The 22,291-nt window shown below is 43.7% G+C and carries 15 protein-coding genes and 1 pseudogene; 7 read left to right on the top strand and 9 right to left on the bottom strand.

Features of this window, described 5'->3' with window-relative positions:
* Window positions 1–116 precede the first annotated feature (116 nt).
* The 3 genes from KUL49_RS04125 to KUL49_RS04115 all read right to left on the bottom strand — a co-directional run bounded on the left by KUL49_RS04125 (window position 117) and on the right by KUL49_RS04115 (window position 3,065).
* Complete coding sequence (locus KUL49_RS04125) at window positions 117–1,442, bottom strand: DEAD/DEAH box helicase (RefSeq protein ID WP_014949518.1); 1,326 nt, start codon at window positions 1,440–1,442, stop codon at window positions 117–119.
* 262 nt (window positions 1,443–1,704) lie between these two features.
* Window positions 1,705–2,358 (bottom strand): CoA transferase subunit B, encoded by a 654-nt coding sequence (locus KUL49_RS04120; protein WP_014976576.1) that lies wholly within the window; start codon window positions 2,356–2,358, stop codon window positions 1,705–1,707.
* Complete coding sequence (locus KUL49_RS04115; protein ID WP_039232997.1) at window positions 2,358–3,065, bottom strand: CoA transferase subunit A; 708 nt, start codon at window positions 3,063–3,065, stop codon at window positions 2,358–2,360. The genes KUL49_RS04120 and KUL49_RS04115 overlap by 1 nt, the downstream gene beginning before the upstream one ends.
* Before the next feature lie 122 nt (window positions 3,066–3,187).
* Here KUL49_RS04115 and KUL49_RS04110 point away from each other — a divergent pair, with 122 nt between their 5' ends.
* Window positions 3,188–4,072 (top strand): LysR family transcriptional regulator, encoded by an 885-nt coding sequence (locus KUL49_RS04110; protein WP_131136389.1) that lies wholly within the window; start codon window positions 3,188–3,190, stop codon window positions 4,070–4,072.
* A gap of 37 nt (window positions 4,073–4,109) precedes the next feature.
* Here the strand turns inward: KUL49_RS04110 and KUL49_RS04105 are convergent, their stop codons facing one another.
* Window positions 4,110–4,868, bottom strand: a complete 759-nt coding sequence (locus tag KUL49_RS04105; protein ID WP_014949522.1) for a hypothetical protein — start codon at window positions 4,866–4,868, stop codon at window positions 4,110–4,112.
* A 79-nt stretch (window positions 4,869–4,947) separates the two neighbouring features.
* Entirely contained in the window at window positions 4,948–5,664 is a 717-nt protein-coding gene (locus tag KUL49_RS04100; RefSeq protein ID WP_131136388.1) for a sensor histidine kinase KdpD, read from the bottom strand.
* 208 nt (window positions 5,665–5,872) lie between these two features.
* On the opposite strand from KUL49_RS04100, the gene cysB reads away from it, so the two are divergent.
* On the top strand, window positions 5,873–6,847 hold the full coding sequence (gene cysB / locus KUL49_RS04095) for an HTH-type transcriptional regulator CysB (protein ID WP_014949524.1): 975 nt from the start codon (window positions 5,873–5,875) through the stop codon (window positions 6,845–6,847).
* A gap of 85 nt (window positions 6,848–6,932) precedes the next feature.
* On the opposite strand, the gene KUL49_RS04090 is transcribed toward cysB, so the two are convergent.
* The 3 genes and pseudogenes from KUL49_RS04090 to pabB form a co-directional block, all read right to left on the bottom strand.
* Window positions 6,933–8,306, bottom strand: a complete 1,374-nt coding sequence (locus tag KUL49_RS04090; RefSeq protein ID WP_131136387.1) for an L-serine ammonia-lyase — start codon at window positions 8,304–8,306, stop codon at window positions 6,933–6,935.
* Between the two features lie 153 nt (window positions 8,307–8,459).
* On the bottom strand, window positions 8,460–9,032 hold the full coding sequence (locus KUL49_RS04085; protein ID WP_131136386.1) for a CoA pyrophosphatase: 573 nt from the start codon (window positions 9,030–9,032) through the stop codon (window positions 8,460–8,462).
* Between the two features lie 61 nt (window positions 9,033–9,093).
* Window positions 9,094–10,534: pseudogene (pabB, locus tag KUL49_RS04080) on the bottom strand (aminodeoxychorismate synthase component I).
* A 268-nt stretch (window positions 10,535–10,802) separates the two neighbouring features.
* On the opposite strand from pabB, the gene KUL49_RS04075 reads away from it, so the two are divergent.
* Both KUL49_RS04075 and rmuC read left to right on the top strand, forming a co-directional pair.
* The gene (locus KUL49_RS04075) at window positions 10,803–12,332 is read left to right on the top strand and encodes a fumarate hydratase (RefSeq protein WP_014949528.1); all 1,530 of its coding nucleotides are present in this window, start codon (window positions 10,803–10,805) and stop codon (window positions 12,330–12,332) included.
* Window positions 12,333–12,565: 233 nt separating this feature from the next.
* Window positions 12,566–13,855, top strand: coding sequence for a DNA recombination protein RmuC (rmuC, locus tag KUL49_RS04070; protein ID WP_131136385.1), 1,290 nt, complete (start codon window positions 12,566–12,568; stop codon window positions 13,853–13,855).
* 42 nt (window positions 13,856–13,897) lie between these two features.
* On the opposite strand, the gene KUL49_RS21440 is transcribed toward rmuC, so the two are convergent.
* A complete protein-coding gene (locus KUL49_RS21440) occupies window positions 13,898–17,875 on the bottom strand; it encodes a S8 family serine peptidase (RefSeq protein ID WP_165477873.1) in 3,978 nt (1,325 codons plus the stop codon).
* 501 nt (window positions 17,876–18,376) lie between these two features.
* Here KUL49_RS21440 and KUL49_RS04060 point away from each other — a divergent pair.
* Genes KUL49_RS04060 through KUL49_RS04050 form a run of 3 tightly spaced genes read left to right on the top strand, consistent with a single transcriptional unit; the run spans window position 18,377 to window position 22,255 of the window.
* Entirely contained in the window at window positions 18,377–19,564 is a 1,188-nt protein-coding gene (locus KUL49_RS04060) for a thiamine pyrophosphate-dependent dehydrogenase E1 component subunit alpha (protein ID WP_131136383.1), read from the top strand.
* Window positions 19,564–20,541 (top strand): alpha-ketoacid dehydrogenase subunit beta, encoded by a 978-nt coding sequence (locus KUL49_RS04055; protein WP_014949532.1) that lies wholly within the window; start codon window positions 19,564–19,566, stop codon window positions 20,539–20,541. Before KUL49_RS04060 ends, KUL49_RS04055 begins: the two co-directional genes overlap by 1 nt.
* Before the next feature lie 16 nt (window positions 20,542–20,557).
* Complete coding sequence (locus tag KUL49_RS04050) at window positions 20,558–22,255, top strand: dihydrolipoyllysine-residue acetyltransferase (RefSeq protein ID WP_131136382.1); 1,698 nt, start codon at window positions 20,558–20,560, stop codon at window positions 22,253–22,255.
* Window positions 22,256–22,291: the final 36 nt, after the last annotated feature.

Genomic DNA, 22,291 nt, shown 5'->3' with positions numbered 1-22,291 from the left:
TTCCATCAAAGGGCTGTAAGAAAATGTGATTAAAAACAAAGTGAAAGGTTACACACCGCTATTCAATAGTGAATTGTGACTAGCGGCGGTGATGGTTCAAACTACGATATAGAGTTTTATTCGTCGTCGTCAGACAGAGTGTTTCTTGGCTTGCGTTTCACAGGAACCATACCAATATCTTCTCCAGACATGGTATCGACACGTTTTTTAGTGCCAGGTTTTGCTGGTTTCGCTACGCGCTTTTTACCATTTTTCGCATTTGATTGTTTTGACACTTTTTTCTTCGGCGTAAAACCTTTAAAAGACGCCGAGAATTCGTCATGCGGTGAACACTCTAACGCATATTGAAGGTGATTCTTAAGCCCCTCGAAACTGTTCCAATCACGAGGGCCAATTAGCGAGAATGCTTCGCCTTTTTGCCCAGCACGGCCTGTACGGCCGATACGGTGAATGTATTCATCCGCGTTCTTAGGAAGGTCAAAGTTAACCACCAATCCAACTTTTGATAGATCTAGTCCACGAGAGGCGAGGTCGGTAGTAACCAGAATACTGTGCTGCCCACGAGCAAACGCACTCATTACTGCTGCGCGTTGGCTTTGTAGCATATCACCACGAAGCGCAATAGCTTCTAAGTTTTGTTCGTTAAGCAGTGCTGCAATTCTATCGGTATCTTCACGGGTAGCTGTAAATACGATAGCTTGGTTGTAGGTACGATTGGCTAGTTCAAACTGTAAAATTTGATCTTTGTTATCAACATTGTCTGCAAAGAAGCACTTCTGTTCGATATCGCCATGCTCTGCGGTTGAGTCTCCTACAGCTACACGAACAGCGCCTTTGGTTAACTGCGTTGTCATATGCTTTAGCTCAATATTATCGAGCGTGGCAGAAAACAACATAGTTTGACGCTTTCTGTGATCAGCATAGTCGTTAATCATTTTAAGCTGAGCAGAGAAGCCTAAGTCTAACATCCGGTCGGCTTCATCAAAGATAAGCAACTCTAAACCGTTTAAATACACACTTTTATCTAATAGATGGTCGGCTACACGACCAGCGGTACCAACGATAATGTGAGGGTTACGGCGAAGCGCTTTAACTTGGTCGTTATAATTTTCACCGCCCACAATAAGTGAACAAGTAAGATTTAGCCCGGTACACATTGATTTAGCTTCAATGAAAACTTGTTTGGCTAGCTCACGAGTTGGCGCAAGAATAAGTGCGCGTGGGTCTTGACGACTAAGGGCTTTTTGCGACATTAGCCTGTTTATAGCTGGCACTAAAAAGGCGAAGGTTTTACCTGACCCCGTTTTTGATGACGCAATTATATCTTTGCCCTGAATAGCTGGCAGCATAGTGCGTTCTTGAATTTCGGTTAGCGTCGAAATGTTTTTCGTTTCGAGCTTTGAAATAATTTTGTGGTGAACAGGTAAATCAGTAACTAGCAAGAAGGTATAGCCTTTTTAAAATGACATTCGGGCGCATTATCCCTTAATGCACGGTGCATTTAAAGGTTTATTGGAAAGGCTTATGAGTTTGCAGACTGAAGGCAGGTGCTTGTAACAATCGTTACTCAACGAAGAATATAAAGTTAAAGCAAAAATGTGAGTTAACTCAATGGCGCGCGCTTACCACAAGAGCATAAATGCTGAATGATAAGCGCGACATTGCGAAACACAATTAAATGAAAAGCACAATTAAACGCAGAGTTTAAAACTGCATTTCAGGTACATTTTCAGGAACAACAAGCTTTCCGCCCGTTTTCTCTTTAATTTCGTCAACGCTGACGCCCGGGGCGCGTTCTTGAAGCACAAATGCGCCGTCTTCAACACTCAGCACTGCTAAGTCGGTAATAATGCGCGTAATACAGTTCACACCGGTTAACGGTAAGGTACATTCGCTAAGTAGTTTTGGGTTACCGTGTTTGTCGGTATGGGTCATGGTAACTATTATGTTCTTCGCGCCAGCAACTAAGTCCATAGCACCGCCCATGCCTTTAACGAGTTTGCCCGGTATCATCCAAGACGCAATATTGCCCGATACATCAACCTCAAATGCGCCAAGTACAGTAAAATCAACGTGGCCGCCGCGGATCATGGCAAAGCTCTCAGCGCTACTAAAAATAGATGCGCCTGTGATAGCCGTTACCGTTTCTTTACCAGCGTTTATCATATCAGCGTCAATTTCACTTTCAGTCGGGTAGCGTCCCATCCCCAAAAGACCGTTTTCTGATTGCAGCATCACGCTGATGTCATCTGGTACATAGTTAGCTGCAAGGGTAGGGATACCAATGCCTAAATTAACGTAATCGCCATCTTTAAATTCCTGAGCGACGCGCATTGCGATTTGTTCTCTACTAAGCATTACACTGACTCCTTGCTAACTACACGGCGTTCAATACGTTTTTCAAATGAACCTTGAATGACACGGTTTACATAAATCCCGGGAGTGTGGATCTCGCTGGGGTTCAATTCACCAGGCTCTACAATTTCCTCTGCTTCTACCACAGTGACTTTACCTGCAGTAGCGGCCATAGGATTAAAGTTTTGTGCTGTATGGCGATAAATACAGTTTCCGTAAGTATCTGCTTTCCATGCTTTTACAATGGCAAAGTCGCCAGTAATAGCATGTTCAAGAATATAAGGGCGACCGTTGAATTCTTTGACTTCTTTTCCTTCACCAACAGGCGTACCATAACCTGTGGCAGTGTAGAAGGCAGGAATGCCAGCACCACCAGCGCGCATTTTTTCCGCCAGCGTTCCTTGAGGTGTAAGCTCAACTTCCAACTCACCGTTAAGCAGTTGTTTTTCAAACAGGGCATTTTCACCTACATAAGAAGACACCATTTTTGCTATTTGTTTGTCTTCTAGTAAAAGACCCAAGCCAAATCCATCTACACCGCAGTTATTAGAAACTACAGTAAGTCCAGATACGCCCATTTTCTTAATTTGGCCTATCAGTCCTTCGGGTATACCACACAGCCCGAAACCGCCCGCAATGACTGTCATACCATTTTCAAGGCCAGCCATTGCTTCTTCGTATGAGGATACAACTTTGTTAAATCCCGCCATTCTCTATCTCCAATGCATTTGTTAAAAATAAGTATCGACATTGTTGCTTCATTTGTAAAATCGAATTAATCTTGCGATTAATAAAAACTATTTATTAATTGTTGAAGTCAGTTGAAAAGTTTATGGATGTTTCATACCGTCAAATAAAAGCGTTTGTAGAAGTGGCCAAGTCATCAACCTTTGCTGAAGCCGCGGTAAATCTACATTTAACGCAGCCAGCTTTGTCATCGGCAATTAAAAAAATGGAAGAGCAGTTAGGCGGTAAGTTATTCCAACGCAATACACGCAATGTAAGCCTAACACCAGAAGGAGAGGTGTTGTTTCCAAATGCTTTGAGGCTACTGCACGACTGGGACAATACTTTTTCTGATATTCAAAATTTGTTTGCTATGGCGAAAGGGCAGCTTACCATTTGCGCTATGCCGTCATTTGCCGAGTCTCATTTACCGAATATCTTGTCAGTATTTCATCAACGAATTCCAAACGTAAACTTACGAATTGTCGATGTAGTAATGGAACAGGTAATTCATGAAGTTACTACAGGCCGCAGCGAGATTGGGTTCTCGTTTGAGCCAGAGCGCAAAGATGGTTTAGTGTTTAAAACCCTTTTTGCTGATGAGTTTGTTGTTGTGACCAACAAAGCACAATCAGCCCATTTAGGGGACAAGTTGCATTGGCAGGACTGTCTAAAACTTCCATTGGTAATGATGAATAGGGGATCTGCGGTACGCCACTGGACTCAATCTAAGCTAGCACAATATGGTGAGCTAAATATAATCGCGGAAACGGGGCAGCTATCTACACTAGGAAAGCTTATTCTAAATGGTTTAGGTATATCTATTATGCCGGCGATTTGTAAAGCGCAAATGGAGGGATTGGGGCTAGTAACAAAAGAAATTAGTGACATGCCTCTGGTGAAAAATATTGGAATAATTCGAAATGCGCGAAAAGGGTTATCGCTGCCGGCTCAATCTATGTGGGACATGGCCGTAGCGCATTATGAGTGAAATAATGCGCTTTATGGTTTCTAAGAAAAGGTTCGACCTACCACTTCTTCTTAGGTGCGAACAACTCGTCTAATTCGTCTCTTTCTTCTTCTTGCTTCTTGGCGCGATCTTTTTCGTTCACGCTCTTAAGGTTGCTTTGGATTTCGTGTAACCACTCGTTAAGTGTAGCAAGTTTAGACATTGAGTATTCGTCTTGGGGATTTTGATTTTCTAGTGCGTTTTTCGCCTTTTCAAAATATTGTCTGGCTGACCCAAGCATATTGGTTTGAAGTGCAGCGCGGCCGCGCTTAATCAATGTTTCTACATTTACTTTTACCTGCAAGCGTTCAAGCTGCTTATCTTCATCCATGAATACTTTAGAATCAATTTGCCCTTTGCTATGTTCTGAACGAAGAATAATGCGCAGTTTTTTAACGGCCTGAATGTATTGAATGATCATTTTGTCGTTGTCGGGTAACGCGAAATCGTTAGTGATTCCGCTATTGTCCGAAAGAGCAGCGGCGGTTGCTTGCTCACTGCTTGAGATACGCTGTTTTAGTTCAGATGTACTCGATAAATCGTTCATTGCTTTCAAGGCATTTAGAATACGATTGTGAAGTATGCCCATAATGCGAGAAGAAACAGGCATGTTTACACAGGCGGCAATAACGTTCTCAGTTTCGTCGACAATAGTACGCTGTTTGGCAAGTTCAGTTCTGCGCTCAGCCTCTTGCTTTTGACGATGTTGTTGCATTGCATTGATAAAGATAGCTGCGATTAGCAAAACAACAATTAATATAATAATAATCACGTACATGCGTGTGTTTCCGTCTGTTTTTATTTTTATAACGTTAACGTATTACTACGTACGAGCGTTACTTTTGTATTACTTAATGTTATCGGTCAATCTTACGGTATTTTACTTCAAATACACTTCCACCGAGACTCCCGCCGTTGGAAAGGGCGATTGAGCCCAGTTTATCTCCTTGAGAATGCGCGTTTGCAATTAACTTCGCAAAAAATAACCCCAACCCCGTTCTTCCTTGGCTTAACTCAAAGTCACAGAGCTCTTCGTGGCTTTTAGTTAACATCGCTTCGGGATAGCCACGACCATCATCCTCTATTTTAATAGTCATGAAGTCGTTCTCGTCTGCCTTGGCACTTACTATTATTTTGGATGTTCCATAGCGCATTGCGTTAATGATTACATCGTTTAATAACAAATAAATTAACTCACTGTCTAAGTACCAGCTAAGGTCATCTTCGATAGCGATGCTTATATCAATATTTTTCTGAGATACATATAACGCATTAGAGCCAACAACATCTTCAACCAAATCTTTGATGAAACTTTCGTCAACGGTAATGGGTAAACTTTCTAATTCAGCCCTGTACAAAGAGAGTACTTGAACAAGATTGGTGTTGAGCCTGGATGCTTCATAATGAACACTCGCAACCTGCTCTCTAGCTTTCTCGTCTTGAGGAGAAAGGGCGTCGCTGAGTGTTTCAATAGATTGAATAAGGAGAAAAAGTGAATTTTTCATATCGTGCACAGCAGCTGCCAACACCGATGAAAAATCAATTGTGGATGTAACTTGTTTACTGCTACTCATTATCTATCTAACGCCGTGCTTTTTAATCACCTACCCATAATGTAGAAGAAATCGGACAAAGGCGAATAAATCCCACTCGAAAATGTAAAAATTCAATTATTTTCAACTTTATAATGCCAATTTCGTAATAGCAACTAGTAAAAAAAGGTGGTTTTGGTTATAACGGAGGGAGTACAGTGTCAGTCTATCGCATTAAACGGTGTAAAATATGAAGCTACAGCAACTACGGTATATCGTAGAAGTCCTCAATAACAATTTGAACGTGTCAGCAACTGCAGAAAGTTTATATACCTCACAGCCGGGTATCAGCAAACAAGTTCGCATGTTGGAAGATGAACTAGGTGTTCAGATTTTTGGCCGTAGCGGTAAGCATTTAACACACGTAACAGATGCCGGTAATGATGTAATCAATATAGCTCGTGAAATACTAGCCAAAGTAGAGAGTATTAAAGCGGTAGCAAGGGAACACACGCTTCCAGATCAAGGTAAACTTAATATTGCGACTACGCATACGCAAGCCCGTTATGCGTTACCTGATGTTATTCAGGGTTTCATGAGCAAGTATCCTAAAGTGTCATTACACATGCATCAGGGCACGCCGTCTCAAATTAGCGACCTGGCTGCCAAAGGCGAAGCCGATTTTGCTATCGCTACCGAGGCTCTCCACTTGTACAACGATTTAGTCATGCTTCCTTGTTATCACTGGAATCGCAGTGTAATAGTAAACAAAGACCATCCGTTGTCGAAAAAGGGCACTATCGATATTTCAGACATTGCCAAATATCCGTTGGTTACTTATGTTTTCGGTTTCACCGGACGCTCTGAATTAGACCAAGCGTTTGAAAGAGCAGGGCTAACACCTAAAATAGTCTTTACCGCAACAGATGCCGACGTTATTAAAACCTATGTCCGCTTAGGTGTCGGTATTGGTGTTATTGCGTCGATGGCAGTAAGCGAAGAATTAGATGATGATCTTGTGAAGATAGATGCAAGTCACCTGTTCGATTACAGCACGACGAAAATTGGATTTAGGAAGGGGTCGTTCTTAAGAAGTTATATGTACGACTTCATTGAGCGTTTTGCGCCTCATCTGACCAAGGACAAGGTTGAGAAAGCTATGATGCTGAAAAATAACGAAGAAGTGGAAAAAATGTTTAAAGGCGTGACGCTTCCAGTAAAGTAAACGTAGCGCTTGTTGAAAACGTTCATTAAAAAGGGGCTAATTGCCCCTTTTTTCATTCCATACATTGTCTAGTTAGCACGAGGCGCTAACATTCGATAATATTTACCGCGAGTCCACCTCTCGCCGTTTCTTTATATTTAGTCTTCATATCATTACCGGTATCGCGCATGGTTTTAATAACCTTATCTAGCGATACTTTTTGCTCACCGGTTCCGCGCAGTGCAAGACGAGAAGCATTAATGGCTTTGATTGCACCCATGGCATTTCGCTCAATGCACGGAACCTGAACCAGACCACCAACAGGATCACAAGTAAGGCCGAGGTTGTGCTCCATACCGATTTCCGCAGCGTTCTCTACCGAGGCAGCTGTGCCCCCCATAATTTCAGTTAACGCGCCTGCAGCCATTGAACAAGCGACGCCTACTTCTCCTTGGCAACCTACTTCAGCACCTGAGATTGACGCATTCTCTTTATAGAGAATACCAATAGCGCCTGCGGTAAGCAGGAATCGACTTGCTACTTCTTCATCAACAGGTCGAATAAACTTATCTACGTACTGTAGAACAGCCGGAATGATACCCGCTGCACCATTTGTAGGTGCAGTTACAACACGGCCGCCAGCTGCATTTTCTTCATTTACAGCTAAAGCAAACAAGTTAACCCAATCCATAGTCTGCATAGGGTCGTTTGTGTGTTCAGTTTGAAGTCGACGGTATAGTCCAGGTGCGCGGCGAACTACTTTAAGCCCGCCAGGTAAAATACCTTCGCTTTCGATACCTCGTTGAATACAAGCTTTCATTACTAACCAAATGTTGTGTAGCTGTTGCTTTACTTCGTGCTTGGGTCTGAAAGTTGATTCGTTACGTAGCATCAGTGAACTAATGCTTAAGCCGTTAGTTTTACACAGAGCAAGAAGGTCACCGGCCGTTTTAAAAGGGAAGGGTACTGATGCTTGCAGGCTGGCCGCATGCGCTTTGGTCGCATCGAAGTCTTCGTCTTTTATGATGAAGCCACCGCCAATACTGTAATAAGTTTGCTGTTTTACAAGCTCATCTTTCGCGTACGCATAAAACGTTAAGGCATTAGCATGTTTGGGGAGCGTTTTACGGCGGTGAAAAACAATGGCGTTTTTGTTAGGAAAGCGCACTAATTTCTGACCATTAAGGCAAAGCTTTTCCGTGTTGCGTATTTCTTCAAGTTTAGTCTCGATGCTGTCCACATCGACAACGTCTGGAAGTTCTCCTAGTAAACCGAGGATAACAGCTTTTCCTGTTCCGTGGCCGATACCGGTTTGGCCTAATGACCCAAACAGTTCAACTTTCACGCTATCCACTGAATCAAAAAGCGCAGCTTCCTGAGCGAGTTCGGTGACAAACTCGGCGCCTGCTTTCATTGGTCCTACGGTGTGCGAACTCGATGGGCCAATGCCCACGCTGAACATATCAAATACACTGATCATAAACTTTCAAAATTAAAACAAAGTAATAGTAAGATCATGCATCCACCACGGAAAAACCACAATACAGAAAAGCTAATAAAGGGATTAGTTTTGCTAATACGCTGTAAAGTTTAATTTATAGTACACGCAAGAGCGGTTAAGCAAATACAAAAGCTAAGGATGAATATGATGAGATAAATTGCGTAGCATTGCCGCCGTTGCGCCCCATATCATGCGGTTTTTCCATGGGATAAAGTAAATTGGAAATGCCTTTTTATCGCGATGCGTCGTGTGAACTAAATGATTTCTTCTGTCTAAAACATGTGCGAGCGGTACTTCAAAAGCGCTTTCTACCTCATTTTTGTCAATAATCGGTGTAAAGTCAGGATTTACAAACCCAACAACTGGCGCAATTTCATATCCGCTGATTGTTCGGTATCTAGGCAACATTCCTACTACGTCTACGTGAGTAGCGGGTAAACCAACTTCTTCTTCTGCTTCTCTAAGTGCCGCGTCAAAAAAAGAGTTATCAGCTTTGTCGACCGCTCCGCCCGGAAAACTGATTTGACCTGGATGATGCTTGAGGTGGTGCGCTCGTTCGGTAAGCAGTAATTGAAGCGAATTGCCATAATCTATCAGGGGGATAAGTACAGCCGCAGGGCGTCCTGTTTTTCGCAACGGAAAATCTGGCTCGGTGTGAGGCTGCCTTAAGTGGTGAAACTGTGATAGAAATTCGTTCTTTGTCATAGATATTTGCTTACACCTATATGCTTACCTTTGTGCTAGCACATTACATACAAATACTGTGCTATTGGTTAATTGATTCAAGTACTGGCAGTATTCTAGACACTTTATCTAGGGTTTCTTGATATTCTTCGCTAGAAACAGAATCTAGCACAATACCACCACCGGCCCAGCAATGTAATCGACGGTTCTCTGCCAATACGGTTCTAATACAAATACTTGAATCCATGTCTTCACGAAAACCCATATAGAACACGCTGCCACAGTAGATATTCCGGCGGTGTGGCTCTAGCTCATCGATAACTTCCATCGCACGGATTTTCGGTGCTCCAGTTATTGACCCCCCAGGAAATGCTGATGCCAGAAGCGATAAAGGCGAAGAAGACTCATTCAATTCACCAGTTACCGTACTTACTAAATGGTGCACAGCCTGATAACTTTCAAGAGCAAAGAGTGCGGGTACGTTCACCGAGTGAGGTTTGCAGTGCTTTGAAATATCGTTGCGCAGCAGATCTACAATCATAAGATTTTCTGCACGGTCTTTTTCTGCTGAGAGCAAGCTCTGAGCACTGGCGGCATCTTCTTCTTTGTCTTCAAATCGCGGGCGTGTACCCTTTATCGGTTTTGTTTCTACAACCCCATCTTTAACGCGTAGAAAGCGCTCTGGTGAAATGGAAGCAATACAGCCTTGGGGCAGGTTATAAAAAAGCTGAAAATGGCGCTTGATTTTGATTGCGTAGCTCACAATATGCTTGCCACATATTCCCTTCAAACGCTGCGCTAAAACGTTGCGCCATATTTACTTGGTAGCAATCACCGGCACGCAAATAGGCGTGTATTTTATCCAAACAAGCTTCATATTCCGTTTTAGACAAATTTGATTCGAACCGCGACGTTAACTTGAAATTTGGCTCAGGTGTTTCGTCGTTGAACGAAGAAAAAAACTGAGTCAGTGGTTGACTATCAACGGAGCAATAATAGATGTAACCTGTTTTTGTATCTTCAATAAGTGAACGAAGATAAAGGCCAACCGCAAAATCAGGGGTTTCGTAGTCATCTTTGGCGATGCTTGGCATCGTTTCATAAAAGCGCCCAGTGTCATAGCCTGCCATACCAGCCACACCGATAATAAAAGGGAGGTGCGCTGTATTTACACTGGCATGTATCTCCACATTTGAAACGCGCGCATGTAAGTGTGCTTGCACCGCTTCAAAGGGCGCCAATGTTAATTCTTGGTGCTTTGAAGTGATTAGTTCGATGAGTTGAACCTTATCACCTTTTGCTTCGATAACTGCGGAAGGCGAAAATGCCATAATATTGAAGCGACCTTCACTTTTAGACGAACCAGAAGTATCTAGTAAAAGGGAATATGGGTGTGTAGAGACTCGCTTAAAAAGTGCATTGAAAACGGCTGTGTTCTCGTCACAATTTAGCGCTAATTTATCGGCTAATTCCTCTGCAGTGAAACGGGAAACATAAACGTGAATAGTATCTGCGTGTGACATAGGTGTTTTCTGTACTTCTTTTTATCGTGGGCGTTTAGTGCTTGAATTAAGCACAAACTTCCTTCTATTTTTAACTGGCGTTAACAAATAAGGGCTAATAACCGATGACATTAGGCTGCTTTTTCAGATATCCCTTCAGCATAGTTTTTAAAAATGACTGGAATTAGCCACAAGCACATGGTTTTACATGGTGCGTTGTCTTTAGATGCGCTAGTATACGCTTTTTTAGCTAGCTAAGACCACGAAAGCCAAATAAAAAGAGGATGTCATGACCGTTATCCGTCAACAAGACTTCATTGACAGCATTGAAGATGCCCTGCAATTTATTTCTTATTATCACCCGCTCGATTACGTTAAAGCCGTAGAAGAAGCCTATAAAAAGGAAAAGAGCCAAGCCGCGAAAGACGCGATGGCGCAAATTCTTATCAACTCACGCATGTCTGCAGAGGGTAAACGCCCTTTGTGTCAAGACACGGGGATCGTAACCTGTTTTGTTAAAGTTGGTATGGGTGTGACGTGGGATAAAACTGACATGACCGTTCAAGAAATGGTTGATGAAGGTACGCGTCGTGCATACCTTAATCCAGACAATCCACTTCGCGCCTCTATCGTTGCTGACCCTGCCGGTGCGCGCAAAAACACCAAAGACAATACGCCATCTGTTGTGCATATCGACATGGTAGCGGGTGAAAAGATCGAAGTGATGATCGCGGCTAAAGGCGGCGGTTCTGAAAACAAGTCTAAAATGGTAATGCTTAACCCAAGCGATGATATTGCTGACTGGGTAGTAAAAACTTTGCCGACGATGGGGGCAGGCTGGTGCCCTCCAGGAATGCTGGGAATAGGTATTGGCGGTACGGCTGAAAAAGCAGCGGTACTTGCAAAAGAAAGCCTTATGGACCCAGTAGACATCCAAGAGCTTATAGAGCGCGGCCCGCAAACTACCGACGAAAAACTTCGCTTAGAAATTTTTGACCGCGTAAATAAGTTGGGTATCGGTGCACAAGGCCTAGGTGGTTTAACGACTGTTGTTGACGTTAAGATTAAGTCGCTACCTACTCACGCTGCGTCAAAACCTGTAGCAATGATCCCAAACTGTGCGGCGACTCGTCACGCACATTTTTATCTAGATGGTTCGGGTCCAGCGGAGCTTACGCCACCTAAATTAGAAGATTGGCCAGAAGTAACTTGGGAAGTGAGCGAAAACACTCGCCGCGTTAACCTTGATGAAGTAACAAAAGAAGATATCCAAGAGTGGAAAGTAGGCGAAACGGTACTGCTGTCAGGTAAGATGCTTACCGGTCGTGATGCTGCTCACAAGCGCATTCAAACCATGATGGAAAATGGTGAAGGTTTACCCGAGGGCGTTGACCTAACTAACCGCTTTATCTATTACGTTGGTCCTGTTGACGCTGTAGGTGACGAAGTGGTTGGTCCGGCTGGCCCGACAACGGCTACCCGTATGGATAAGTTCACTGACATGATGCTAGAGAAAACAGGCCTTATTGGCATGATTGGAAAAGCAGAGCGTGGTCCAGCAACCGTTGATTCAATTGCTAAACACAAAGCGGTTTATCTAATGGCAGTTGGAGGTGCAGCGTACCTTGTATCTAAAGCCATTAAGAAATCTCGTGTCGTAGCATTCGAGGACTTAGGTATGGAAGCAATTTACGAGTTCGACGTAGAAGACATGCCAGTAACCGTTGCAGTAGACAGCACGGGTGCCAATGCTCACAAAAATGGTCCGGCCATTTGGAAAGCAAAAATTGAAGAGCTTGATGCCTCGCTATCTAAATAGAGAGGAAGGCAAAACTTAAGATGAGCCGTTCTGCTTAAGTAAGCTAATTAGGTTTTTCATCACAATATAAAAAACGGGTGCAATAGCACCCGTTTTCATTTGTGTAGTTTCATTTTTGCAAAGGTTTACGTGCTAGACGTTTTGCCCCAATTTCATTTTAAATTTATACCAATTGGTATATTTATCTGATTTTGTTTATAGTGCTGTACAAAATAACAGTATGAACGTGCACTATGTTAATTAACCTTATTTCTAGCGAACCCATTTCCTTTCTTATAGCCTTCGTAAGTGTGTGTGCTTTTTCACTTTATTCATTTATTCGAGGCCAGGCGAATGCCACTAAGATAGCGCAGCTTTCGCAAATCAATGAGCAGCTACAAAATGATTTGAATAGCGAGCGTATTGCTATTGCCAAGCTTCAAGCACAAAACGAAGCGCACCAAGCAAGAATTCAGGCGCTTCATGCTGCGCATGAAGATAAGCTTGCGTCTATGAATGCATCTGAACAACGTTTGCATACGCAATTCGAAAATCTAGCAAATCGCATATTCGAAGAAAAGCAACAGCGTTACACGCAACAAACAAAACACAATATAGAAGCTGTTTTGGCGCCATTCAAAAACGAGTTAGATGGTTTTAAACGTCAAATCTCAGAACAACACATACGTGAGGGGCAGGAGCGAGCCTCACTTAAAACAGAGATTCTAAGTTTAAAGGCTCTCAACCAGAAAATTACGGAAGAAGCTGCAGCGCTGACCAATGCACTAAAAGGTGACAATAAAAAGCAAGGAAACTGGGGCGAAGTAGTGCTTGAGCGGATACTCAAAGAATCTGGTTTACGCGAGGGTCATGAATTTGAAACACAAATGTCAGCAACATCAGAGCACGGCAAGCGATTTCAACCAGATGTCGTGGTGCATTTGCCAAATGATAAAGATGTGATCATAGATTCAAAAGTAAGTTTGGCGGCCTATGAAAGGTATTACAACTGTGATGATGAAGCTGAGAAAGCGCAATTTTTAAGTCAACATGTGGCTTCTATAAAAGGGCATATCAAAGGCTTAGGCGCGAAGGACTACCAAACGCTTAAAGGCATAAAGACACTGGATTATGTGTTACTTTTCATTCCCATTGAGCCTGCATTTATGATTGCTGTCGAAGAAGAACCAGACTTAGTCACAATGGCACTTAATCACAATATCATGTTGGTTAGCCCAACTAATTTACTGGTTGCACTGCGTACTATTAATAACATTTGGCAGTATGAGTACCAAAATCAAAACGCACAGCTTATTGCGGAACAAGCAGCAAAGCTTTATGACAAGTTCGTTGGCTTTGTCGGTGACATGGAAAAGGTAGGAAAGTCTATGGATAGTGCTCACGCGAGTTATGAGCAAGCTATGAATAAATTAACTAGCGGGCGAGGGAATATCGTAAGGCAAATTGAGAAATTTCGTGAGCTAGGGGTGCAACCGAGTAAAAGGATGTCTCAGCACTTACGGCAACTTTCTAACGACGATTAAAAAAGGCCGCGATTGCGGCCTTTTTTGCTTATGAAGAGAACGTTATGAACGTTTCATACGTCTACGTAGGTATACCGCTGGTGCTAGAAGCAGTGCAATCCAACCCATAGAACCACCAGACTTATCGTTAACTGCGATAGTTACGCTGTCTGTGGTTGTATCAATACCGTCGGTTGCTGTTACTTGAACGGTTACACTACTAGCTTGCTCGTGGCTTGGTGCAGTTCCAGTAAATGACGTTGTCTCAACACCGTCAATAGTGATAGTAACGTCGTCACCGTCTGCGTCAGTGGCCGATGCAGTTACGGTGAATGACTCACCTTCATCTACGCTAGATGGCGCAGAGATTGAAAGGACAGGTGCATCTTGTACGCCTGCAACCGCTACCGTTACTGTGCCTTCACCAACAATTTCACCTTCAACTGGCTCTTCGTTTTCATCAATTGTACCTTCAACACGAACGGTATATGTAAATGAATCTTCTCCGAAGAAGTTAGTATTTGGAGCGTAGGTCACCGTACCATCTTCATTTACTGTAACTGTACCGTTTGCAGGCTCAGTAGTTACTTCAACAGTCGATGGATCAAGCGGCGCTTTATCGATAATGATAGGCGCAAAAGTACGGAAGCTGCCTGAAAGAGAGTCCATTGTGAATTCGTTTAGAATAACGTCATCCATCTCATTGGCAAGAATGTTTGCTGTAATTGAAGCATCTTCGTCAACAGACAACATATCATCCATGTATTCACTAGCAGGGATAACAGTTCCATCGTAACTAATAGTCACTTCATCACCAGCACTAGTTGTCAATAGATACTCGTCGCCTTCTACGGGAATCACTCCCTGGCCTAATTCGTCCATATAAGAGCCTAATGTGGTTCCTACGCTGCCCGAAATATTTTCAGCACCAATGACTGTATCGTGAACTGGCGCATCCATTGGACCATAGACAAAACTCACATTTCCAGTCTCATACTCAAACCACAATTGGAAGTTTACGGTCGAGTCAACGTTATCCCAAATCTGTGCATTCTCCCACTCAACAACAAAGTGACCAGTTGCACCCTCAAGGTTAGCAGTCCAGATACGTCCAGTACCAGATGCACCACCTTCTAGATCAAGGTCCGTCCAATAAGGCGCTATTACATTGTTTGGTTCATTCAGACTAGGAAGTACATCTGGATCGCGAGAAGTGATATTACCTGAACTGGTACCTAGCGACACAAAACCATTCGATGATATTTGCATCGATGTATATTCACTACCAAGATAAGTGATAGGGCGAGGTAAAGAAATCTCAATTGATGCATCGTCACACTCCGTCGAACATTCTAGCGGCGAGGTTCCTCCAACATCTTGCATAGAAAGGTAACCTGATATACCAAAACCCGCTAAAACATCGCTGATAGAAGTGTCTGTAGCCATTGCAAAAGATGCCGTATTCAATGCACCTTCCCAAGCTACTGTTCTACTATCTGCATCGTATGTAACTGGCTCCTGATTTCCGTTTTTGACAGCTGAAATCGTTGAAGGGTTGATAGCATATTTGTGATCAACCTCACCAGTAATGCTAATCATGCCTGTAACTTCAGTGTTCGACGCGTATGCCTCAGTAACTACAAGCTCACCTTCTGCGGCAGTTTGACTGCTTACTTCACTGTTAAATAACGAAGGCTCGTCGCTACTTACAGGGTAAACCGCAACAGGAATAAAGTAATCCGCCGTTGTATCGTCTGTATCTACCCAGTTGATGCCCCCGAAAGACCATGAGCCAGTAGAGGCTGTTGTAACGTCTACCGCAACCATAATTTCAGCTGAAGCACCTGCTGGCAGTGTAGCCATTTGTGGTGTAACCGTTGCTACAATAGCAGAGTCGTTAAACATAACTGTTGCATCAACAGTCACATCTTCGTCGCTTGTATTAGTAACCGTGATAGACATTTCACAGTTCAAGTAGCAGCTACCATCTACCAAGCTTAAATCACTGTATGTGAGCTCAACGGTTGTAGCACGAGGTAGATCTAAACGACCTGCACCCATATCAAAGTTATCTGCTTGTGTAGCAGCATCTTCTTTAAGTACGTCTCGGATAGAAGACGTTACAAGGGCACTCTTAATTTGCTGTGCAGTCCAGTCTGGGTGCATTTGCTTAAGTAGGGCCGCTGCGCCTGCTACGTGTGGTGACGCCATAGACGTACCATTTTTGAACGAGAAAGATTCGCCTTCATGTCCTGGAGCATCTGGAGATTCACCAGAGAAAATACGTGTACCAGGTGCGGCAATGTTGGGCTTAAGGAATGACGGATCGCCATTCGGTCCACGAGAGCTGCTTTCATTCATGATGTCAGCGAGGCTATCTGAAACAACACTTACTATGCCGCTACCAATGGTCACATTTAGCGACTCGTCTGTTTCCACTGCAAGAGTTGCAAGTTCTTGCCCTGATGTCGCAGGAAGCATAAGTGAAGGAATGGTTTGTGCTTCACTCAGGCCGCCCATTAATATTGGCGCTTCACCGCGTCCATCGACATTGTGAACAAGAACAGCAGTTGCTCCCGCTGCCTCTGCGTTTTCAATTTTAGTCACGAAACCACACGTACCACGGCTGATAAGCGCAATTGCACCATCAAACGCGCCCGCAGCAAATGCATCACAACCTTCAACGTTTGCCGCATCTACTTCGCCTGCATAAACAACAGGTGCAGTAATTGGGCTATCAAATACAATGTCAGGGTTGCCCACTGAGTAAAGGGCCGGAATAGAACCTAAAGTGGTATCGCCTTCAACGGTCACCTCGTTTGCGAACAAACGACCCGTTGTTGTATTTGCGACCGTTATTACGTCTTCTGAACAACCAGGACAGCCAATAGTGCCAGCACCCGGACCATCGTTACCCGCTGCAAAAACGGTAACAACGCCTGCATCGTGCATGGCTTCAAGTACGTCTTCATATACTGAGCCGTTAGGGTTTCCACCTGCACCGCCGCCCCACGAGTTATTTACAATGTCGGCGCCGTCTGTAAGCGCGGCTTCAAGCATTGATAAAAGCATTGAAGAGGCACCACTAGAAGACGCTGGGTTAGCAGGTGTGGCATACAAACCCTTGTAAACCATTAGGTAAGCGGCTGGAGCAACACCAGAAATCTCTGCTTCAGCACCGTCTCGCTCTGCCATTACTCCGTAGTTACCTACAGCTGTACCGGCTACGTGCGTACCGTGTCCATTGAAGCCTAGCGGGCTTTCATATTCTTCCTCAACAACAGCGAAGCCTTCTACGATATCAGCGGCACGAGCAACAATAAGTTTGTTGTTACAAAAATCCGGTACTTCTGAACAGTAGTCGTCAGTTGGTAGCGTATCTGCAGGAGGCGCTTCAAAGTTCTCACCACTAAATAGTGGGTTCTTAGGGCGAATACCACTATCGATGATAGCAACCTTTACACCTGCACCAGCATTTTCTTTACCACCCAGCTGTTCCCAAGTTTCTACGGCGCCAATGAGGTCCAAACTTGCGTCCATTTGTGCGTGATGAATGACGTCAGGATATACTGCTTTCACCGTTGACAGGCTTGAAAGCTGATCAAGAGCACTTTTTGAAACGATACCCGCAAAGCCATTGAACGCAGCCGTATATGACATATCAGCTTTAAATGACTTGTCGAAAGACTTGATAGATTGAATGACGGATTGCTGTTGCGATTCAAGGAATGACTTATATTCCTTTGCTGCGCTTGACTCAAAGTTAACCTTTTTACCTTTGTGCGCAGCCATACTGCTTACACTTGGGTTTACTGCGCTGAATTGCGCCATCGGTACATCAGTTAGCTGGACGATAACACGTACACTATCGCTATTTGCTTGAATGGCATTTGCAAGAATATTCTTCTTGTCGAACGACGCCTCAATGGCATTTTGTTGCTCTACGCCGTAACCAGATAGTTGATTTGATATAGCTAAAGCACCAAAAGCTGAGCCCGCTAATGCGGTAGCAATAACTGTACTTAGGATTGTTTTTTTCATAATTATTCTCGTGTGAATAGTTCCCTGGAGCCCAACGATTTTTTTGTTTGCTTTAAAGGTCATTCGCCTTTTTTTAAATGCAACTTATCGCTATGACTATCTATTACTAGCACACTTTTATTCCTTTTGTAACGAGTGTTTCTGCAATACACAAATTACACATTTTGTTACATTTACAGACAAATATGCATTGCCTACCTAACTTCTTTTTTTATTTGCAATTTCTTGTGAATACATACAAGAAGCGTTGCCGTCTAAAATAAAAGTAACCATATTTAAATGGGTGTCGGAGAAATGAATGTCCTACGAGATTTTCATATTTTTTACATGAACTTTACGTTTTTAGGACGAATATCCTTTTCAATTAGACTAATTGAGTATGGCTATTTCACCCATCGAAAAAAACGCCCACGAATAAGTAGGACACTCCTGCATTTTCTCAACTAGCATAATGTAATCTCTATAAGTCGCTATTAACCCTCATATTTAAGGGGATCAAACGTGAAAGACAGAAATCATTTGGCCGAAGTAAAAACAACAAATAAGGTCAAAATTATTACTAAAGGGGTTGTTGATATCCCAATGCTGCAAATCCTTTCTGCCGAAGGTGAACTCATTGAAAAAGCAGTTGAGCCTGACCTCAGCAAGGAAGAAGCATTAAAAATATTTAATACCATGCATTACATTCGAGTATTGGATGAACGTATGGTGGGTGCACAGCGTCAAGGTCGTATTAGTTTTTACTTGGCAAGCACAGGTGAAGAAGCGGCTTCAGTTGCAAGTGCTGCAGCACTATCAGACGACGACATGATCATGTCTCAGTACCGTGAGCAAGGCGCATTAGCGTACCGCGGATACACCACAGAACAATTCATGAACCAAATGTTTAGCAATAAAGACGACCCAAACAAAGGACGTCAAATGCCTATCCATTATGGTGACAAACCACTTAACTTCATGACGATATCTTCACCACTAGGCACACAGATCCCTCAAGCATCTGGATATGCCTATGGCCAAAAAATGTCAGGTAAAGATGTGGTTACTATCTGTTACTTCGGTGAAGGTGCAGCCTCAGAAGGGGACTTCCACGCAGGGCTAAATATGGCCGCTGTACTAAACTGCCCGGTAATCTTCTTTTGCCGAAATAATGGCTACGCCATTTCAACACCAGCAGAAGAGCAATTCGCGGGTGACGGCATTGCGTCTCGTGGTTTAGGTTACGGTATTAAAACTATCCGTGTTGACGGAAACGATGTGCTAGCTATTTATGCAGCTACCAAAGAAGCCCGTCGCATTGCCATTGAAGAAAAATGTCCTGTGCTTATTGAAGCCATGACTTATCGCTTAGCGGCACACTCTACATCAGACGACCCGACAGGTTATCGATCTCGCGAAGAAGAAGATAAGTGGCGTGCAAAAGACCCTATCGCTCGTATGGCGAAATGGTTAGAAAGCAAAGGCTGGTTTGACGAGGCTGAGAACCAAAAGCGCGTCGATAAAGCAAGACAAGACGTTTTAGCAGCAATGAAGAGTTGTGAAAAGACTGACGTATGTGCCATTGAAGACATTGTCGAAGATGTATACGACACAGCACCTTGGCACTTAAAAGAACAACTCAGTGAATTGAAAGCGCATATTAAGAAGTACCCGAAGATGTACCCTAAAACAGCAGGGAGAGTAAAATAATGGCTAAGATGAATCTACTTCAAGCAATTAATAATGCACTCATCACAGCCATGACCGAAGATGAGAAAGTAATGGTCTTTGGTGAAGACGTGGGCCATTTTGGTGGCGTGTTCCGTGCAACCAGTCACCTTCAAGAAAAATTTGGTAAGGCGCGTTGCTTTAACACGCCGCTTACTGAACAAGGCATTATTGGCTTCGCGAACGGCTTGGCCTCACAAGGCTCTGTACCTATTGCTGAAATTCAATTTGGTGATTACATTTTCCCTGCATTCGATCAAATTGTGAATGAGACGGCTAAATGGCGCTACCGTTCAGGCGGTCAGTTCGATGTTGGTACGCTAACAATTCGTACACCTTATGGTGGCGGTATCGCAGGCGGCCACTACCACAGTCAATCACCAGAGGCATTCTTCGCTCACTGCCCAGGGTTAAAGATTGTTATCCCTCGTGACCCATATCAGGCGAAAGGTTTGTTACTTGCATCAATTCGCGATAAAAACCCCGTATTGTTTATGGAGCCTAAACGTCTTTACCGTGCTTCTGTATCGGAAGTGCCTGAAGAAGATTACGAACTGCCATTAGGTAAGGCAGATATTGTTCAAGAAGGTAGCGATATCACCTTATTAGGGTGGGGTGCGCAAATAGAAATTCTGCAAAAAGCTGCAGAAATGGCTCTTGAAGATGGTGTGTCGTGTGAAATTATCGATTTACGCAGCATATTACCGTGGGACGTTGAAACGGTTATGCAATCTGTAATGAAAACAGGTCGCTTATTGATAAACCACGAAGCACCGCTAACAGGTGGCTTTGCGAGTGAAATCGCAGCGAGCATTCAGGAACGTTGTTTCTTATACCTTGAAGCGCCTATTGCAAGAGTGTGTGGTTTAGACACGCCGTATCCTTTGGCGCACGAAAAAGAATATATGCCAGATGAAACGAAGACGTACGAAGCCATAAAACGTACGCTTCACTACTAAGCCGGGGGACGATGAAATGACAATTGAATTTATCTTACCGGACATTGGTGAAGGTATAGTTGAATGTGAACTTCTGGAATGGTTAGTTTCTGAAGGTGAGCATATAGAAGAAGATCAACCTGTCGCGGAAGTAATGACCGACAAGGCTACCGTGCAAATTCCTGCAATGCATGCGGGTGTGGTTAATAAACTGCATTACGCGGTAGGCGATATTGCTAAAGTGCACGCACCATTATTCTCTATGACGCCAGATGATGCCGACGCTAACTCAGATACACATGAAGACGCGCAAGCGGAAGTAAAAGACAATGCGGCTGAAACAGCGACAGCGAATGACAGTGCTTCTTCAAACGCTTCAAACGGCAAGCACATCGAAGACTTTATTTTGCCAGATATTGGTGAAGGTATTGTCGAGTGCGAAATTGTGAAATGGAACGTGGCTGAAGGCGATGAAATTGAAGAAGATCAAGCCGTTGTAGAAGTGATGACCGACAAGGCAGTGGTAGAAATACCTGCTAAAAACGCGGGCACAGTGCATCGTCTTTATTACGCGCAAGGTGATATAGCAAAAGTGCATAGCGCATTATTTGCACTAGAAGTTGTCGGCGAAGCCTCGGCGAGTAACAGCACAGCTGACGCTTCACCATCTTCACACACCGGTTCATCAAACGATGCTTCACAAAGCTCAGTGCAAACTCAAACAAACGGTTTAAGTCAGCAATCAACGCAAGTGGCACCGTCAAAGTTCAGCGACGGCGAGTACGAGCCACCGATTGCTATAGAAGGTAAAGTGTTGGCAAGCCCCGCGGTAAGGCGCGTTGCGAGAGAAAAGAATATCGACCTTTCTTCGGTGAAAGGCTCGGGTAAAAAGGGGCGAATTCTTAAGTCTGACGTGCTGAATTTACAACAGCCCAGCGTTGGTAGTTCGACTCAAAGTGCACCGTCTTCTTCAAGCTCATCTACGTCACAAAAGGGCGATTCGAGTAGTGTAAACACTGTAGTTAAAGGCAGCGTTAGAACGGAAAAAGTACGCGGTATTCAGGCCGCTATGGCGAAGCAAATGTCGGCTTCGGTCTATACTATCCCTCACTTCACAGTAAGTGACGAGTTGGTAATGGACAACTTGATGTCACTACGCAAGCTGCTTAAACCTGAATTTGAAGCGAAAAACGTAAAACTTAGCTTTATGCCGTTTTTCGTTAAAGCGATGTCGTTGGCACTTAATGAGTTCCCTGTCATTAACAGTCAGCTTAACGAAGACGCCACTGAGATAAGCTACTTCGCAGATCACAATATTGGTTTTGCAGTAGACTCTAAAATTGGTTTGCTTGTACCCAATATTAAGCGTGTTCAAGACCTATCTCTGTTGGATATTGCTGTTCAAATGCAGGATATTATCGAACAAGCCAGAGCGGGCCGCGTAGCTGGCGAGCACCTAAAAGGCGGTACGATTAGTATCTCTAATATCGGTGCAATAGGCGGTATTACCGCAACGCCAGTAATTAATAAGCCAGAAGCTGCTATTGTTGCTCTCGGTAAAACGCAGAAACTTCCACGATTTGACGATGAAGGGAACGTTAGCGCGCAAAATATCATGGCGGTTAATTGGTCTGGCGACCACCGTATTATTGATGGTGCGACTATGGTGCGATTCAATAACCTTTGGATGAGTTACCTAACTCAGCCGGAAAAAATGTTGATGCACCTTAAGTGATATCATTCAAACCAATTTGATTTGCAGTAGCAATAT

Source organism: Alteromonas sp. KUL17, from assembly GCF_006538305.1.
GTDB classification, from domain to species: domain Bacteria; phylum Pseudomonadota; class Gammaproteobacteria; order Enterobacterales; family Alteromonadaceae; genus Alteromonas; species Alteromonas macleodii.
The sequence above is the reverse complement of the archived record's forward strand: the minus strand, read 5'-3'. Positions and strand labels throughout refer to the sequence as shown.

Excerpts from the sequence above, each read along its gene's own strand:
- KUL49_RS04110 (WP_131136389.1), top strand. The coding sequence starts at position 3,188 with ATGGATGTTTCATACCGTCAAATAAAAGCGTTTGTAGAAGTGGCCAAG.
- KUL49_RS04115 (WP_039232997.1), bottom strand. The coding sequence starts at position 3,065 with ATGGCGGGATTTAACAAAGTTGTATCCTCATACGAAGAAGCAATGGCT.
- KUL49_RS04100 (WP_131136388.1), bottom strand. The coding sequence starts at position 5,664 with ATGAGTAGCAGTAAACAAGTTACATCCACAATTGATTTTTCATCGGTG.
- KUL49_RS04120 (WP_014976576.1), bottom strand. The coding sequence starts at position 2,358 with ATGCTTAGTAGAGAACAAATCGCAATGCGCGTCGCTCAGGAATTTAAA.
- KUL49_RS04085 (WP_131136386.1), bottom strand. The coding sequence starts at position 9,032 with ATGACAAAGAACGAATTTCTATCACAGTTTCACCACTTAAGGCAGCCT.
- rmuC (WP_131136385.1), top strand. The coding sequence starts at position 12,566 with ATGTTAATTAACCTTATTTCTAGCGAACCCATTTCCTTTCTTATAGCC.
- KUL49_RS04055 (WP_014949532.1), top strand. The coding sequence starts at position 19,564 with ATGGCTAAGATGAATCTACTTCAAGCAATTAATAATGCACTCATCACA.
- KUL49_RS04105 (WP_014949522.1), bottom strand. The coding sequence starts at position 4,868 with ATGTACGTGATTATTATTATATTAATTGTTGTTTTGCTAATCGCAGCT.
- KUL49_RS04075 (WP_014949528.1), top strand. The coding sequence starts at position 10,803 with ATGACCGTTATCCGTCAACAAGACTTCATTGACAGCATTGAAGATGCC.
- KUL49_RS21440 (WP_165477873.1), bottom strand. The coding sequence starts at position 17,875 with ATGAAAAAAACAATCCTAAGTACAGTTATTGCTACCGCATTAGCGGGC.
- KUL49_RS04050 (WP_131136382.1), top strand. The coding sequence starts at position 20,558 with ATGACAATTGAATTTATCTTACCGGACATTGGTGAAGGTATAGTTGAA.
- KUL49_RS04090 (WP_131136387.1), bottom strand. The coding sequence starts at position 8,306 with ATGATCAGTGTATTTGATATGTTCAGCGTGGGCATTGGCCCATCGAGT.
- cysB (WP_014949524.1), top strand. The coding sequence starts at position 5,873 with ATGAAGCTACAGCAACTACGGTATATCGTAGAAGTCCTCAATAACAAT.